Raw genomic sequence first — 15925 nt, forward strand, 5'->3', positions numbered from 1 at the left:
TTAGAAGCAAAAGTCTAACGCTTTAGGTACTTTTGATAAAGTTGTTGTTGGCGATTATTGAGATCTATTTGGCGACCGTCGATAAACACAGCTTGGATTTTACTGCTGGCGGGGTCGAGAATATCCCCCTTCGACAGCACCAGGTTAGCGCGGTAACCCTCGGCGATGGCACCCATGTCGTCGATGCCTAAGATCTTGGCCGCATTGAGGGTGATGCTCTTGAGCGCCTCCTTTTTACTCAGCCCATAGGCTGCCGCCTGACCCGCCGCAAAGGGCAGGTTACGAGTGTTCCAGTCGCCGCTAAAGCCAAGCGCAAAGGGAATGCCAGCCTGATCCAGCAGTGCAGGGATCTTAAAACTCATCTCCACCGGCTCATCCTTGCGCAGTGGCAGGCTGAGGGTGCGGTTGTAGATCACCGAGGCGCCAATTTCGTTGAGTTGGTCCGCCAGGCGCCAGGCATCATAACCGCCGACAAAGACTAACTTAAAGCCGTAAGGACGCGTCATGGCGATGGCGCGCTCTATCTCCTGGCTGCGATTGGCGTGAATAAACAGACTGGCTTTGCCCTGATATAGGGGGAGCGCCGCCTGCCAGCGGTTATCTATCTTCGCGACAGTGCCGGCTTTTTCCGCCAGGAAATAGCGATAACCCGCTTCGAGTTGCTGACTCAGCTCAGTGATTTGTGCATCCCTTTCTTTAAGCTGTTTAGCGGCGACTTCTTCATCTTTGGAGAGATGACCAATGGTAGGCCAGTAGAGATGAAATTGTGGCGCGGAGGCCACCAGAGCATCTTCTATGGTCCAGCTATCTAGGGAGACCAGTGAGGATTGCCCCGCCAGCGCCTTCCCTTGGGGGACGACCTGGGCGTGGGTAATACCGTTAACTCTGATGGTAGGAATGAGCTCTGAGTCAGGATTAAAAGCACTGACGGCCAGCAGCTGCGGATTGCTATCGCCCACCTCGAAGCTGTCGTTACTGGCGCGCATCATCTCCACTTCGACCAGGCCTATGCTGCTGTCGAGCGCGATAAGGCCTGGGTAGAGTTCTTGCCCTGTGGCATCGATCACCTTGGCCCCTTCTTGAGGCAGTTGCTGGCCGATGGCGACTATCTTGCCTTGGTCAAACAGCACATCTGTGCCATCCAGAACACCGTCGATAGCAGTGTGTACTCTGGCGTTATGGATCAGGATTGGCTGGCTTTGGGCGCTCGCGGGGACCATATCGTGAGCCATCAGCGTGGAAGAAAAGAGGCCCAGGCTAAGGGCGAAGAGTGTTGGCTTCATTAGATGGCCTCCTTGTGTAACTTGCTGTGGGCGCTTGAGTACTGAGCACCCTGTTGGCCCAGGGCTGCTTGGCTGAAGGCTGCTTGCCCCCAAGCTTTGTAATGGGTGTCACAGTGCCATTGAGGCTCAGTGTTATCTGTAGGGGCTTCGCCCGGCACTTCTGGCTTATCACTGTTAAGTACCGCCTGGATCAGTGCGGCGCGTTCCTGTTCAACCTCATGTTGCAGCTGTTTGTCGAGTTTGCGATCGAAATAACGGCGCCCCGCCACCCAGGTGCTCTGCACTTTGGCGTAGACGGAGAGCGGCGAGGTATCCCACAGTACTAGGTCTGCCTGTTTGCCCTCTTCGAGCGAGCCGGTTAACTGATCAATACCTAGCTGTTTAGCCGGGTTGATGGTGACCATGTTCCAGGCGTCAAGCGGTGACATGTCGCAGTACATCATAGATTTGGCCGCTTCCTGGTTGAGACGTCTCTGCATCTCATAGTCGTCGGAGTTGATGCTGGTGAGTACCCCTTTGTTGTGCATCAGACAGGTGTTTTGCGGAATGGCATCATAGACCTCGAACTTATAGGCCCACCAATCAGAGAAGGTGGAGGCGTAGGCGCCATGTTTAGCCATCTCATCGGCAACCTTGTAGCCTTCGAGTATGTGGGTAAAGGTGCCGACCTTAAAGTTATAGGCTTCAGCAAGGCGCAGGAACATTAAGATCTCAGATTGTACGTAGGAATGAATATGCACCTGACGCTCACCGCGTAGCACCTCGGCCACCGCCGCGAGGCGATAGTTAGGCTTAGGGGCTATCTGTTTACGTTGCTGGCTACTGCGCAGGCGCTGGTAATCAGCCTTGGCCTTCTCATAGGCTAAGGCTTCGTTAAAGGCCTCCTCGAACAGCGACTTGACGCCCATTCGGCTTTGAGGGAAGCGACGGTTGAACTTGTCTCCCCAGTTGGCCTGTTTGACGTTTTCCCCTAAGGCAAACTTGATGCTGGCAGGCGCCTCTTTAAGCTTCATCGCCTCGGCGCTTTCGCCCCAACGCATCTGGATCACCTGAGCCTGGCCACCTATGGGGTTGGCGCTGCCGTGAAGGAGTTGCGCCGTGGTCACTCCGCCAGCCAGGGCGCGGTAAATGGCGATATCCTCTGGGTTGACCACATCGCCGATACGCACCTCGGCGGTGACCGCGTCGGTATCCTCATTGGTGCCGCCGTTGAGGGCGATGTGAGAGTGTTCGTCAATGATCCCGGCGGTCAGGTGTTTACCTGTCGCGTCCAAGGTTTGGTAACCCGAAGGGGTACTGAGGGATTGACCTATCTTTTCGATGCGACCATCGCGGATCAGCAGATCATAGCCTATCAGTTGTCCGCGTTCTGTTGAGGTCCACAGGGTTGCGTTTTTGATATGCAGTCGTTCAAGTGTCGGCTGTGTGCTAATGCCAAAGGCGACATTGGGCTTAGTGAGCTTGGAAACCAAAGGCTGGGCTGGACTCTCATCTGAGGTTGCTGCCTTGTCTGAGGATGAACTCCGCTCGGCGGCAATCTCTACACCTGCTATAGGGTGCTGACGATTGCTGCTATCGATCATTCTGCCGTGGATGCCCTCTGAGTCGAACCACAGGGTGAAGCGGCTGATGCCCGGATAACCCGCCTCACTGAGATCGGCGTGAAAGGTAAGCCGCGCTTTAGCATAGTCGAGTGCGCTCAGGGGGATCTCCTGCTCACCACTGGCCAGAATGCCGCTCAGCTTGTCGTCGTCCTCTAGGCTCAAATCCAGAGTGAGTTCACCTAAGGTCAGCTGGTATTCTTTCGCCAGCCACTGTCTGTCTCTGGGGATCTGTTGTGTCTCGCTACCTTGCAGCCAGACGCTGACTATCTTGCCCTGGGTAAATATATCGCCATCGGTCACCACCAGATCGGCCATATAACCGGGCTTTAGCTTGCCGCTAAAGGCCGAAATACCTGCAATTTCGGCAGCCTCAGTGGTCAACGCCGCCAGTGCCGCGTCATGGCTTAGTCCTTGTTTCACGGCCTGTCTTAGCCTTGGCCAGAAGGCATCGGCTTTAATGCCATGCTGGGTAAAGGCAAAGGGAATGCCGGCACTTTCCAGCGCATGAGGATTGCTTGGCGCCCGCTCCCAGTGACGCAGCTGAGCCAGGCTTATCTCTCTTTCTTTATCGCCATCTTTAATATCGGGAGCGGCGGGAAAATTGAGCGGTGCAATAATGCTATAGCCAGTGGCCTTGACCTCATCGATACGCGCATATTCGCGGCCATTGCCGACTAAGCTTGCCGACAGTTCAAATTCGTTTAATAAGTGTGCCGCCCTAAGCTGATTATTTAAGTTCTTGGTTTCGAATATCGTCAGGCTCTTGTCTATATCAGCCAAGTGTTCTAGCGCAATATTAAACTCTATATTCTTCTCTTGTGTGGCAGAGTCAGCTTTGTTGATATTGGCCCGATACCAGTTGGCATCGGCAAGGGTTTGTCGAATAAGTGCGATGCTACCCATTAATGAGTTGGGATAATCTTGAATCGAACTGCCTTTATCGAAGGCGAGCAGATGACTGGATTTCGCTCGGTAAATAATGTCATTAGCTTTTAGCGGCGCTAAAGAAACCGTTGCCGAACGGCCCCTGAATATCCCATCTAACATGCCCGTTTGTACGCTGGTAAAACCATTGTTTATCCATTGTTTGGCTGTCTCTTGGTCGGGGTATATATAGTTAAACCATTCTTTTTCTGCGTGAACAGCACCATTTTCGGCATTGCCACCTATGCGTTTAATTTCGTAAACCGGACTAGCGACCTTCTGCTGCTCATATTTAAAGTCGATACCGTAATTGGTATAGGGATCGATAAATCCGGGATAAATTATTTTGCCACTCATATCGATGACAAAGGCATCTGGCGGGATCTTGTCATTGGCGATAATGGCTTTAATTTTATTATCTTCTATTAACAAGGTGGCATCTTGCTTGGTTTCACCCGGCGCTATCATTAAAGTTGCATGGGACAGCGCCGTTAATTTTGGCGTGTTATCAGTTAATTGAGCGTTCGCTATTGCGGACTGACTCACCAACAAGCAGGTGACTAGGCTCGCACTGACAGAGAGAGAATAGATTTGCATAGGATTTATTATTGTTGGCTGGGATCAAAAAGTGGCTCAAGATTATCCTATTTTATGAACAATTTCCAAGGGCGTAACTGTATCGGTTTATGTCAATCTCGGGGCGGAGATTCTGGGGGAGCTGAAGAGGTAAAATGAGTAAAAATGATGGCTAATAAAAAAGCCAACCTACTGGTTGGCTTTCAAACCTGTCTCCCAAATGGACTGGGATATTATGCATTAGATAAGAAACTCTTCCAAAGAACGGCCTTTATCTAATTCATTTTTAAATACGGTTGGTGTGCGACCTTGACCCGTCCAAGTGATCGTTTCGCCATCCACTTCAATTTTATATTTAGGTGGGCGTGGTGCACGTTTTTTAGGGGCAGGCTTAGCAGCTACGGCACCTAAATCGTCAATTGATAAACCAACAGCTTCCATTTGTTGGCGAATCTCTTCTATCTTTGCATTGCGCTCGGCCATCATCGCGCTTTCTTCTTCAGCTTGCTTCTCTTTCTCGGTGATGATTTTTTCAAGCTTAGTCGCTACATCTTTTAAATCTTCTACCGACAATTCTTTAACAGCAGCCTTAAAGCGACGACCGTGCGTCAATATATCTAGAAATTCGCTCATATTAATTATGTCCTGCTTAAAAAATAAAATAGTAAATAGGATTACAGGGCTAATAATAGGAACTAAAAAAGATTTTATCAAACGAATTAAATGAATATTTAGTCTTTATTGTAAATTTCATTTCGAGATATCTCTTTATTAGCCATTTTGGTGCAGCGACTCAGGTAAAGATAAGGGGTTATTGATGTAGGACAAAGATGCCGACGACTTCCTGTTGACGTTAACGTCAACAGCACGTAAAGTGGCATCAGTTTGTGATAGTTTTGCTATGCACTATTTGTTGTTATCCAGAATAAAGACGTAAGAAGGAAGCCTTATGAAAGTATTGGTGCCAGTTAAACGCGTCGTCGATGCTAATGTGAAGGTCAGGGTCAATGCTGACAATACAAATGTCGATACCGCAAATCTGAAGATGGCCATTAACCCATTTTGTGAGATTGCTGTAGAAGAAGCGGTACGTTTGAAAGAAGCAGGTATTGCGACCGAGATTGTGGTAGCAACCATAGGGCCTAAGGCGTCGCAGGAACAACTCCGTACGGCAATGGCACTAGGGGCTGACCGCGGTATCCATGTGGAAACCGACGAAGAGCTTGCGCCACTGTCTATTGCAAAATTACTTAATGCAATTCAAGCCAAGGAGCAGGCTCAGCTGATCATGCTGGGCAAACAATCAATCGATGGCGACAACAACCAGACGGGTCAGATGCTGGCTGCACTGGCAGGTCTGCCACAGGCTACATTCGCCTCTGAGGTGAAAGTCGAGGGCGAACAGTTAGTCGTGACTCGTGAAATTGATGGGGGTCTGCAGACGCTCAAGATGCCACTGCCGGCGGTAGTTACTACTGACCTGCGTCTGAACGAACCTCGCTATGCCAAATTACCTAACATCATGAAGGCGAAACGTAAGCCGCTCGATACCGTGACGGTTGAAAGCCTGGGTGTGACCCTCAAGCAGCATCAGAAGGTGCTCAAGGTAACACCGCCTGCTGAGCGTCAAGCCGGTATTATGGTGGCTTCTGTCGAGGAGCTAGTGGACAAGCTAAAGAATGAAGCGAAGGTGATCTAAATGGCGATTCTAGTAATAGCAGAACATGATAATGCGACTCTAAAACTCGACACGGCTAAAGTCGTGGCCTGTGCCCAGGCTATCGGTAGTGAAGTCGATGTGATGGTAGCGGGTCACAACTGCGGCGCCGCTGTCGAGAGCGCCAAGCAGCTTACCGGTGTGCGTCAGGTCTTGGTGGCCGATGGTGCCGTTTATGCCAATGCCATCGCCGAAAACTTGTCTCAGCTGATTGTCTCTGTGGCCAGCGAGTATCAACATATTCTGGCTGCGGCATCGAGTATTGGTAAAGATGTGTTGCCCCGTGTGGCCGCACTCTTAGATGTTGCCCAGCTCTCAGAAGTGGTCGAGGTGGTGAGCGAAGATACCTTCGTGCGTCCTATCTATGCCGGTAGTGCCATGGCAACGGTACAGAGCCTAGATGCCATCAAGGTGATGACGGTTCGTGCCAGTGCCTTCGATGCAGTCGCTCAAGAGGGAAGTGCCTCGGTACAGACGCTGGAACATGAATACAGTGGCGATGTGGAGTTTGTATCGCAAACTCTGTCTGAGTCTGAGCGTCCCGATCTGGGCGCGGCTTCAGTCGTGGTCTCTGGCGGTCGTGCCATGGGCAGTGCTGAGAACTTTGCCATTTTGGAACAGTTGGCTGATAAGCTTGGTGGTGCACTGGGCGCGTCTCGCGCGGCAGTGGACGCCGGTTATGTGCCAAACGATCTGCAGGTGGGACAGACAGGCAAGATTGTCGCGCCAGATCTCTATATCGCCGTAGGTATTTCTGGTGCCATCCAGCACCTGGCGGGGATGAAAGACTCTAAGGTGATCGTGGCGATTAACAAAGATCCTGAAGCGCCTATCTTCCAGATAGCCGACTATGGTCTGGAAGCGGATCTGTTCGAGGCAGTGCCTAAGCTACTCGAACTTATTTAATAAAATGTAAATGCATGGTGAATACCTTGGTGTTCATCTAAAGTTTAATGTGATATAGATCACGTGGAGCGGCTTTGAGGTAGCATCCTTAAAGCCGCTTGTGTTTTTATGTGCCTCACGTTTGCCGATAGTGACATTGGCAGGCGTCCTGAGACGTAGAGGTGCATTAAATATCAGTAGTATTCGTTAGGGTGATGCCGTTAAGCGAATATGAAAGGATTTGGTGCCGAAGTGGTGGAGTTGATCAAGGCTCGCCGCTGGGGCTGTCATCGAATAGAGGCAGCACTGCCATAGTGCTTCTTATCCGGACTGATAAGAGGAAATTATACCGATAATGGGTATCACTATGGAGCGCTACTGATAGGACAGGTGTAATATCTATTGCTATATCCCACCAGTTCAGTTGCCCTCCATTCGTATTTTAACGAAGACAATATTTAACAATGACAACTTTGAGTTATGCCGATTCGGCACTTTCTTTGCTGCCACCCTTGGTAGCGATTCTGCTGGCGATCTTCACTCGCCGTGTATTGCTGTCCTTAGGCTTAGGGATCCTCTTAGGGGCACTCTTAATTGCCGATTTTTCGCTGCTGGATATGGGTCAGTATCTGGGCCAACAGGTGGTGGGCCTGGTGTGGGATGATGGTGCCCTGAATAACTGGAACGTCTACCTGCTGGGCTTTTTGATTCTCCTCGGGATGATCACCGCGCTGATCACTGTGAGCGGGGCGGCAAAGGCCTTTGCCGATTGGGCGCGTCAGCATATTCGTAACAAGCGTGATGCCAAGCTACTGACCATGTTCCTGGGTTGCGTGGTGTTTATCGATGACTATTTCAACAGCCTGGTGGTTGGTAGTGTCGCCCGTCCACTCACCGACAGATATTATATCTCTCGCAGTAAGCTGGCTTACCTGCTGGATTCGACCGCCGCGCCTATCTGCGTGATTTCGCCAGTGTCGAGCTGGGGCGCTTATATTATTGCGCTGATCGGCGGCATCTTAACTGCCCATGGTTTTACCGACAGCGGTCATCTGAGTGTGTTTGTGCAGATGATACCAATGAACTTCTACGCCATCTTCGCGCTACTGTTACTCCTGTGTGTTGCCTTTATGGGGCTGGATGTGGGCCCGATGCGCCAGCATGAACTGAACGCCCAAAAAGGCAATCTGTATGATGAGTCTAAGGGCTTACCTCCTGGGGCTAACAGCGACCTGCCTGAGGCGGATTCGGGCAAGATCTTAGGCTTATTTTTACCTATTACGGTACTGGTATTTGCCACCATCTACTTCATGATCAGCAGCGGCGCCGATGCCTTAGCGGCAGAGAGCCTGCCCTTTAGCGTAATTGGTGCCTTCGAGAAGACAGATGTGGCGTCATCACTCTTCTTTGGTGCCGTGATAGGTTTGGTGGCCACCTTAGTGCTAGTGATCAGTCAAGGTCTTGAGAAATCTCTTATTCTGAAAGGCATTATTGCCGGCGCGCGCTCTATGCTGCCTGCCATTTATATTCTACTGTTTGCCTGGACCATTGCCGGCGTGATAGGCCAAATGGAGACGGGTAAATATATGGCCAGTCTGGCATCGGGGAACATTCCTTTTGCCTTGCTACCTGCCGTGTTGTTTGTACTGGCTGGATTAACCGCTTTCTCTACCGGTACCAGCTGGGGCACCTTTGGTATCATGCTGCCTATTGCTGCCGATATGGCTATGGGCACCCACAGCAACATGATGTTGCCTATGCTTGCCTCTGTGCTGGCAGGCGCCGTGTTTGGCGATCACTGCTCGCCTATCTCTGATACCACTATTTTGTCTTCTACCGGGGCGAACTGTCACCATATCGACCATGTGCTGACTCAGCTGCCTTATGCGCTTATTGTGGCGGGGATCAGTTTGGTGGGTTATACGGTGTTGGGTTTTACCGAATCTGTAGGCGCCGGATTAGCGGCCTGTAGCGCGTTATTTGTGGTAAGCGTATTGGTGCTGCGTCACAAGGCTAATCGCCCGGCCTAAGCAAGCTTGAGCAGGCGTAATCACTCGCATTGATTAAAACCTGAGAGATAAAAATGCCGCTCATTGAGCGGCATTTTTTATGGGCGTTCCCTGGTTTAAGGAGGAGTCCTTAGTTCAGACCACGGCGTTTAAGCAAGGCATCAGTGGTTGGCTCCTGACCGCGGAAGGCCTTGTAGGCTTCCATCGGCGGGACGCTGTTACCCACTTCACGTATTGTCTTGCGATACTTCATACCGATCTCGCGGTTTAGACCACCCTGTGTTTGCACATAGGCAAAGGCGTCTGCCGCCAGGATCTCACTCCACATATAAGCGTAGTAACTGGCCGAATAGCCGCCTGGGAAGGCGTGGGCAAAGTAGGTCGACTTATAGCGTGGTGGTACGGCTGCGATATTAATGCCGTGCTTTTCCAGCGCCTTAGCTTCGAACTCAGCCACATCCTGTAGCGGTGTATCGGCGCTCAGTGAGTGCCACTCAAGGTCAACCAGCGCCGCGGCCATATATTCCAAGGTATCGAAGCCCTGGTTGAAGCTACGTGATTTGAGCAGCTTCTGCAGCAGTGCTTCAGGGATCACTTCACCGGTTTGATAATGCTTAGCATAGTTGGCTAGTACTTCAGGGTGCGCAGCCCAGTCCTCTTCGAAGGTCGACGGGAACTCAACAAAGTCACGAGATACAGCGGTACCTGCCAGGCTAGGGTAGGTCACCTTAGAGAACATGCCATGGGTACCGTGACCCATCTCATGGAACATGGTGGTGACTTCATCGTAGCTGACGAAGGTGGGCTCACCCTCAGGGGCCTTCTTGATGTTCATCACGTTGACGACCACTGGCTTTTGGTTCAGCAGTTTAGATTGAGTGACGAAAGAGCTCATCCAGGCGCCGCCACGCTTGCCTTCACGGGCAAAGTAGTCGGCGTAGAAGATCGCCATCGAGCTGCCGTCGGCGTCAAACATCTCGTAGGCCTTCACATCTTCATGGTAGACAGGCAGATCTGGACGTGGCTTGAGCGTGACGCCATAGAGACGCTCTAGGGTAAAGAAGACGCCATCTTTAAGTACGCGCTCAAATTCGAAGTAAGGCTTGATGGCGGCGGCGTCTAGGTCGAACTTCTCTTTACGCACTTTCTCGGCATAAAAAGCCCAGTCCCATGGCGCTAGGGTGAAGTCACCACCGGTTTTGTTGATCATCGCCTGAATATCATCGGCTTCTTTTTGGGTGTTAGCCACAACCGCTGGCACCATAGAACCAAACATCTGATAAACGGCTTCAGGCGTCTTTGCCATCTGCGGCGTTAGACGGTAGTCGGCCCAGCTGTCGTAGCCCAGTAGCTTAGCTCGTTCTGCGCGCAGTTGTGCCAGACGAGAAACCAATGAAGCCGTTTCGTTTTCACCACTCATGCCACGGGTGGCAGAAGCTTGCCATACCTTTTGACGCAGTTCGCGATTTTCCAGTTTGGCCAGTACAGGCTGACGTGTGGTGTTGGTGATGTTGAGCAGGTACTTGCCTTCATGGCCTGCAGCCTTGGCATCGGCCTTGGCGGCGCGAATATCACTGTCTGACAATCCTTTTAGCTCATCGACATTGTCGACTACAACGGCGATCTCTTTGGTGAGTCTCAACAGGCGCTGGCTAAACTCGTTGGTGAGTTTAGATTGCTCTTCGTTTAATACGCGGATCTGTGCTTTTTGCTCTTCGGTCAGCTTGGCGCCAGCCATGACGAAACGCTGGTGGTAGACCTCGATGAGGCGAACCTCTTCGTTAGTCAGTCCCAGGCTATCCCTCTGCTGGTATAGACTGTCGATTCGAGAGAACAGCTTGCCATTGAGGTGGATGTTGTCAGAGTGTGCCGCCATTTTTGGCGCCATTTCGCCTTGGATCTTGCGCAGGGCTGGGTTGCTATTAGAACTCGTTAGGTTGTAGAACACCTGAGAGGCGCGGGTGAGTAACTCGCCGCTGGTTTCCATTGCCACTATGGTGTTAGCAAACGTCGGATCATCCTGGTTATTGGCGATCGCGAGAACCTGTTGGTAGTGCTCTTTGATGCCTTGCTCTAGCGCGCTTTGGAAATGTTCATCCTTGATCTGGCTAAAGTTGGGTGCCTGATACTGTAGCGTGCTGGCCACCAAGAGTGGGTTTTCTGCCATTACGGCTGCTGCTTGGGCATCTTGTGTCTGAGTCGATTGGCAACCACTAAGTAAAAGGGTGGTCGATAAGGCGCCGGCAACGGCAAATGCGATAAGATTGAGTTTCATCTATTTGAACTTCCTTAGATTGCGCTTGTTATTTTTATGTGGAGAGAGTTTGGCTTTAATGTAGCCATTGTAAATTAACTCAGGCTGAAAATGAGAGGTAAGACAATAAAAAAGGAGCCTGGCGAAGGGCTCCTTTGGGTGTTACTTGGGATACTAAGTCATTACCTAGTTATTACCATAAATATTAGCGGGTAAAGTTATGGTACTTTTCGATACCAAAGCTACTACCTTCGGCGTGACAAGTCGCACATGACTCTGTGGTGCTGAGCTTGTACCACTCGGTAGCCGGTACATCTTCAGTGGTAGTACCGCCGTTTTGCATCATATGGTTCAGGGCGCTTTCATCGTTATGGCAAGCATAACAGTTGGCCGTGATTGGGCTGGCCATCTTGTTGCTTACGCCATAGGCACGTGCCTTGATGAACTGATTTGGTACAGCATTCAGATCAACCACACCGCTGTCATGACAAGCCACACAGCCTGTTTGCGGTGCGATCACGCTTGCAGAGTTAGACACTTCCTTACCGTCTTCATCCAAGCTCTTGCTGCCTACACCCCAGTGCATGCTGTGCACCATAGGGCCGAAGCCTGGAGAGGAGTAGCCGGCACGGCGATCTTGACCATTGTTATGACAAGCTACACAGCCCAGGCCACCTTCGGCAAAGTTACCATTCTTGTGGAAGTTGGCTTCGCTGTTGTGACAAGTCGTACAAGACTCACTGCCGACGTTATGACGACGCTCGTAGCTGCTCACCTCTGCTGTAACAGGATTAACAACATCTGTGTAGCCATGGATGGTGACCACGTCGGTTTCATCACCCTGATAGTCTTCAGTGGTGAAGCTGACTCGAAGTGATGCCATTAAGCCTGCATCAGGCACACCGCTTAAGTCCACACCTGTAAAGCACATGGTTTTACTGCCATCGGCTTCATAACTGTAGTCGTAAGAGCGGGTTAAGCGCGCTACGATTGAGTCATTGTATACGGCATGCGGGTAAGAGCCAGCGTAGATGATCGGCTTCTCTGGGTTGTAGGCCACATTTTGCTCTTCATACAGGGCATGCAGATCTACTAAGGTCTCAGTTTCACCTTCCACTTGGTAGAGCGACATAGTGGTACACCAGAGGCCAGCATCGTTAAGTGCTAGTGGTGTGCCTTTCACCTTGTATGATTCTTTAATGACCTGTTTCTTATCAAGTTTAGCCTTAGCTTCATGTAGCTTACGCAGATCTGAGCCGTTACCTGGAACGATATCTCCCGGAATGCCTCCAGTGTCGTGACAGTCGGTACAGCCTGGGCCCGCGATGTTGACATTAACTGTTGGCTCGGCGTGGCAAGAGCTACAGTTCATAGCACTAAAGCCGGTCTCAAACGCTTGGTGGTTGATATGACCTATCTTTGAGAGGGTATTGCTGGCGTAACCGCCGACGGAGAAGCCTTGCTCGTTAACCGCATTGCGGCTTACCGAGCCGTGACAGACCATGCAACCTTCGACGAAGGTGACTTCACCGTCCATGCCTTGGGCCACATAACTTGAGTGGCGATTAGGGCTGGTGGAGTAGTCGACGTGACAAGAGAAACAGGCCTCAGTCGTGGTCGAGAAGGCACCTTCTGGCTTGTTAACCACATATTCACCAGATCCAGCAATGCCTGATTCGCTATGGCCACCGACACGCAGCCAAACAATCCCTTCGGTTCCCGCATTAACGCCTTTCAAAGGTAGAACGAATTCATAGTGACCATCGCTTATTTGAGTAAGCGTTGCTCCTTCGGTGTCGGGTGTTCTGGAAGACTCCATGTTTACCCCACCGTAACCGCCGATATGAACATTGTCTTCGACTTCGTTGATTGGGCTTTCGGTGCGGTTATTGATAAAGCCTTTGTCGGTCAGAGCCGCAACTTTACCTTCGGCTTTTGTTAGGCCGTTAACAAGCTCACCATTTTCATTAGTGACCTCAAACTCGTAACTAATAGTACCTTCACCAAGTGTATAGTTAATTACCTTAACATTTGTTTCTAACGATGTTGTTGCTACCGGTGGAGTCCAAGATTCTCCTGGAGTACCAGGTTGACCATCAACTCCGTCTTTACCATCTTTCCCATCGTCACCACTGCATCCCGCTAACGAACCGGCCAGCACAGCGGCGACCAGATAAGCGAGTTTTTTAGATGTTATAAGTTTCATCATTTTTCTCCATTGATCCAAAGCGCCGAGTTAGCCGCGTTCCTGCTAAATTTTTGCAGGGGGTCATTAGCAGTCAACAGTTTGTATCAGCGTGATTGGACCCAGGTTATTTTTATTGTTTGAACCAACATGCAAACATATGGGTTCGAATATGAATATATTGTTAATCTCGTGTTATTTTCTTTGCCCGGGTCACAGGAATTTATATCTCTTTGGGGGTAGATCTCATTTTTGTTAAATTTATTTAAAATCAAACACTAATTAATATTTGTTAAGGTTGTTTTAAGGTTATTTTAAGGTTGGGTTTGTTTTAACCATCGATGAGATAAACGAAGTTGTTGATGCAGGCAAACCGCACTGGTTAGGGACTGTACCGATTACTCTGCAGGTGGGATTAGCACAATTTAATCTTGTGACAGCTGGGCCAGCTTTGCTTGGTAGCGCAGCTGTAACTCGACCTCATGGGTTTTATCTAAAGCCTGGGTAATAGCGTGGCGAGCCGCTAGCGGTTTACCCATAAGGTATAGGGCTTTAGCCTTGCCAGCATAGGCTTGTGGCATATAAGGGGCAAGCTCAATGGCCTTGGTGTAGTAGCGTAGTGCGCCTGGATAATCGGCGTTTTGGTAGTGCTCGTTAGCAAGCATGATCCAGCGAAACGGACTGGGATCATCGGCTTTGTCTATGCGCTGCTGTAATGCACGCGCTTCTAGGGTACGTCCCTGAGTTACCATTAACACTTTATAGTTAATCAATAAATTCAGATCGTCATTATCGATAGCTAAGCCATATAAGTAGAGAGATTCCGCTTGTTGAGGTGCGTTTAAATGGCGAAAGATCACCGCAAGCAGATTGATGAGTTCGACCCTTTTAGGTGCCAGTGTTAACCCTTCGATGGCGATCCAGGCGGCTCTGGTATACGTTTTTTGCTCTAGCGCATCGGCCGCTTGGTTTTGATAGTACATGGCCATAAACTCATTTTCGCTAATATTCCCCTTAGCTCGGCTGTTACGACTCGGGAAATAGTCGACCACTAAGCCTGGCTCGTAGAAATAGAGGCTACCGGCTTTGGGTTCGAAGTTGGGATCCATGAGCTTGGTTTTGACATGATTGGAGATCAGCTGCAGTTCGGTCGATTGGAAAAACACTGGCGAGGAGGTTTCCTCAATATACTTGAGTTCAATGCCCACCAAGTTAGCGTAGGCCTTGGTCAGTACAGCCAAAGACATACAGTTACCCGCATTTTGGATTAAGGTGTCATTGGCATTGTAGGTTTGGCCATAGTAGTTAAACGAGCCTAAACGTCCCTCGAGATAATCATAGATGCGGTAATGACCCGCTATATCCTGATGGGCGTCGTAATAGCGAAGAAAACGTGATTTTTCTTTTTCATTGATAAACAGTATCTTATCTATACTTTCTATCTCTGGTTTTTGGCCTAATAGACTCGTATCGAGTTGCTTGATGAGATCAAACTTGTCTATTTTTGCCTCTTGCTTTGGCTGAGAGACACAGGCGCTGAGCGAGAGTAGGGCCAGTAAGCTAATGAAGTGGAGCCTAAAGGGTGAAAAAATCATAACTTTCCTTGTATTTGTTGGGACGTGACGACCTTTTCTGATGATTCGCAAGTTGCCAATGCACTTCTACTGGATAATAAATAACCATCCTACAGGTGTCTATCGCCATTTTTTGGCCGAAATGAACGCATGCCTATGCTTCGCCCATTTGCCTAGTCAGGGGAGAAATGTGTGAGATTGTGCAACATCGCCCATTGCCAGCGTGTTTGGCGCTGCTAATTGATATTAGATGGTGATAGAATCGCTCTATAACAATAATCAGGGGAATATTCGATTTGGCACAGCTTTACTTTTACTACTCGGCGATGAATGCGGGTAAATCTACTTCTCTGTTGCAATCTTCCTATAACTATCGTGAGCGTGGCATGAATACCTTGGTCATGACGGCGTCTATCGATGATCGTTATGGTGTGGGTAAGGTCGCCTCGCGTATCGGTATCGAGACCGAAGCTCAGGTGTTTGCCAGCGACGATAATCTGGTGGAGATGGTGAAAGCGGCCGTCAGAGAGCAGACCTTGCACTGTATCTTAATCGATGAGTCGCAGTTTTTGAGTAAGGAGCAAGTACGGCAACTAACCTATGTGGTGGATGTGCTGGATATTCCTGTGCTTTGTTATGGCCTGAAGACTGATTTTCAGGGGGAGTTGTTCAGTGGCAGTCAGTACCTGCTGGCTTGGGCCGATAAGCTGGTGGAACTTAAGACCATCTGCCACTGTGGTCGCAAGGCCAATATGGTGGTGAGACTGGATGGCGAAGGCAAGCCGATGAGAGAGGGCGAGCAGGTCGCTATCGGCGGAAACGAGAGTTACGAGTCCGTGTGCCGTAAACATTTTCGCGAATTCCTTTGGGATTAAGTGTTAAAACAAAAAGCCACCTCAGGGTGGCTTTTTAGT

General features: G+C 50.1%; 10 protein-coding genes and 1 riboswitch. Of the genes, 4 read left to right on the forward strand and 6 right to left on the reverse strand.

Annotated features, from left to right (window positions below; genetic code table 11):
- Window positions 1–14: 14 nt before the first annotated feature.
- The 3 genes from CFF01_RS06380 to CFF01_RS06390 form a co-directional block, all read right to left on the reverse strand.
- Window positions 15–1283: an amidohydrolase family protein gene (locus CFF01_RS06380; protein ID WP_088904248.1), complete on the reverse strand. Its 1269-nt coding sequence runs from the start codon at window positions 1281–1283 to the stop codon at window positions 15–17.
- Window positions 1283–4408, reverse strand: coding sequence for an amidohydrolase family protein (locus CFF01_RS06385; protein WP_088904249.1), 3126 nt, complete (start codon window positions 4406–4408; stop codon window positions 1283–1285). The genes CFF01_RS06380 and CFF01_RS06385 overlap by 1 nt, the downstream gene beginning before the upstream one ends.
- A 219-nt stretch (window positions 4409–4627) precedes the next feature.
- Window positions 4628–5020 carry an H-NS histone family protein gene (locus CFF01_RS06390; protein ID WP_033537599.1) on the reverse strand — a complete coding sequence of 131 codons (393 nt, stop codon included), beginning with the start codon at window positions 5018–5020 and terminating at the stop codon, window positions 4628–4630.
- 316 nt (window positions 5021–5336) lie between these two features.
- Between CFF01_RS06390 and CFF01_RS06395 the strand changes: the two genes are divergently transcribed.
- The 3 genes from CFF01_RS06395 (at window position 5337) to CFF01_RS06405 (ending at window position 9019) form a co-directional block, all read left to right on the forward strand.
- Complete coding sequence (locus CFF01_RS06395; RefSeq protein WP_088904250.1) at window positions 5337–6086, forward strand: electron transfer flavoprotein subunit beta/FixA family protein; 750 nt, start codon at window positions 5337–5339, stop codon at window positions 6084–6086.
- Window positions 6087–7010 (forward strand): electron transfer flavoprotein subunit alpha/FixB family protein, encoded by a 924-nt coding sequence (locus CFF01_RS06400; protein ID WP_088904251.1) that lies wholly within the window; start codon window positions 6087–6089, stop codon window positions 7008–7010.
- Window positions 7011–7158: 148 nt separating this feature from the next.
- A riboswitch (Lysine riboswitch) is annotated at window positions 7159–7375 on the forward strand.
- 78 nt (window positions 7376–7453) lie between these two features.
- Window positions 7454–9019, forward strand: a complete 1566-nt coding sequence (locus CFF01_RS06405) for a Na+/H+ antiporter NhaC family protein (RefSeq protein ID WP_088904252.1) — start codon at window positions 7454–7456, stop codon at window positions 9017–9019.
- 109 nt (window positions 9020–9128) lie between these two features.
- Here CFF01_RS06405 and CFF01_RS06410 read toward each other — a convergent pair whose 3' ends face one another.
- The 3 genes from CFF01_RS06410 to CFF01_RS06420 form a co-directional block, all read right to left on the reverse strand.
- Window positions 9129–11273, reverse strand: a complete 2145-nt coding sequence (locus CFF01_RS06410) for a M3 family metallopeptidase (protein ID WP_088904253.1) — start codon at window positions 11271–11273, stop codon at window positions 9129–9131.
- A 184-nt stretch (window positions 11274–11457) separates the two neighbouring features.
- Window positions 11458–13458, reverse strand: coding sequence for a multiheme c-type cytochrome (locus CFF01_RS06415; RefSeq protein WP_088904254.1), 2001 nt, complete (start codon window positions 13456–13458; stop codon window positions 11458–11460).
- Window positions 13459–13862: 404 nt separating this feature from the next.
- Window positions 13863–15032 (reverse strand): tetratricopeptide repeat protein, encoded by a 1170-nt coding sequence (locus CFF01_RS06420; protein WP_088904255.1) that lies wholly within the window; start codon window positions 15030–15032, stop codon window positions 13863–13865.
- 275 nt (window positions 15033–15307) lie between these two features.
- On the opposite strand from CFF01_RS06420, the gene CFF01_RS06425 reads away from it, so the two are divergent.
- A complete protein-coding gene (locus CFF01_RS06425; protein WP_033537606.1) occupies window positions 15308–15886 on the forward strand; it encodes a thymidine kinase in 579 nt (192 codons plus the stop codon).
- Window positions 15887–15925 lie beyond the last annotated feature (39 nt).

The sequence above is a fragment of the Shewanella marisflavi genome, assembly GCF_002215585.1.
Lineage (GTDB): Bacteria > Pseudomonadota > Gammaproteobacteria > Enterobacterales > Shewanellaceae > Shewanella > Shewanella marisflavi.

Coding starts and splice junctions, on each gene's coding strand:
- CFF01_RS06415 (WP_088904254.1), bottom strand. CDS start 13,458: ATGAAACTTATAACATCTAAAAAACTCGCTTATCTGGTCGCCGCTGTG.
- CFF01_RS06400 (WP_088904251.1), top strand. CDS start 6,087: ATGGCGATTCTAGTAATAGCAGAACATGATAATGCGACTCTAAAACTC.
- CFF01_RS06385 (WP_088904249.1), bottom strand. CDS start 4,408: ATGCAAATCTATTCTCTCTCTGTCAGTGCGAGCCTAGTCACCTGCTTG.
- CFF01_RS06380 (WP_088904248.1), bottom strand. CDS start 1,283: ATGAAGCCAACACTCTTCGCCCTTAGCCTGGGCCTCTTTTCTTCCACG.
- CFF01_RS06420 (WP_088904255.1), bottom strand. CDS start 15,032: ATGATTTTTTCACCCTTTAGGCTCCACTTCATTAGCTTACTGGCCCTA.
- CFF01_RS06405 (WP_088904252.1), top strand. CDS start 7,454: ATGACAACTTTGAGTTATGCCGATTCGGCACTTTCTTTGCTGCCACCC.
- CFF01_RS06410 (WP_088904253.1), bottom strand. CDS start 11,273: ATGAAACTCAATCTTATCGCATTTGCCGTTGCCGGCGCCTTATCGACC.
- CFF01_RS06390 (WP_033537599.1), bottom strand. CDS start 5,020: ATGAGCGAATTTCTAGATATATTGACGCACGGTCGTCGCTTTAAGGCT.
- CFF01_RS06395 (WP_088904250.1), top strand. CDS start 5,337: ATGAAAGTATTGGTGCCAGTTAAACGCGTCGTCGATGCTAATGTGAAG.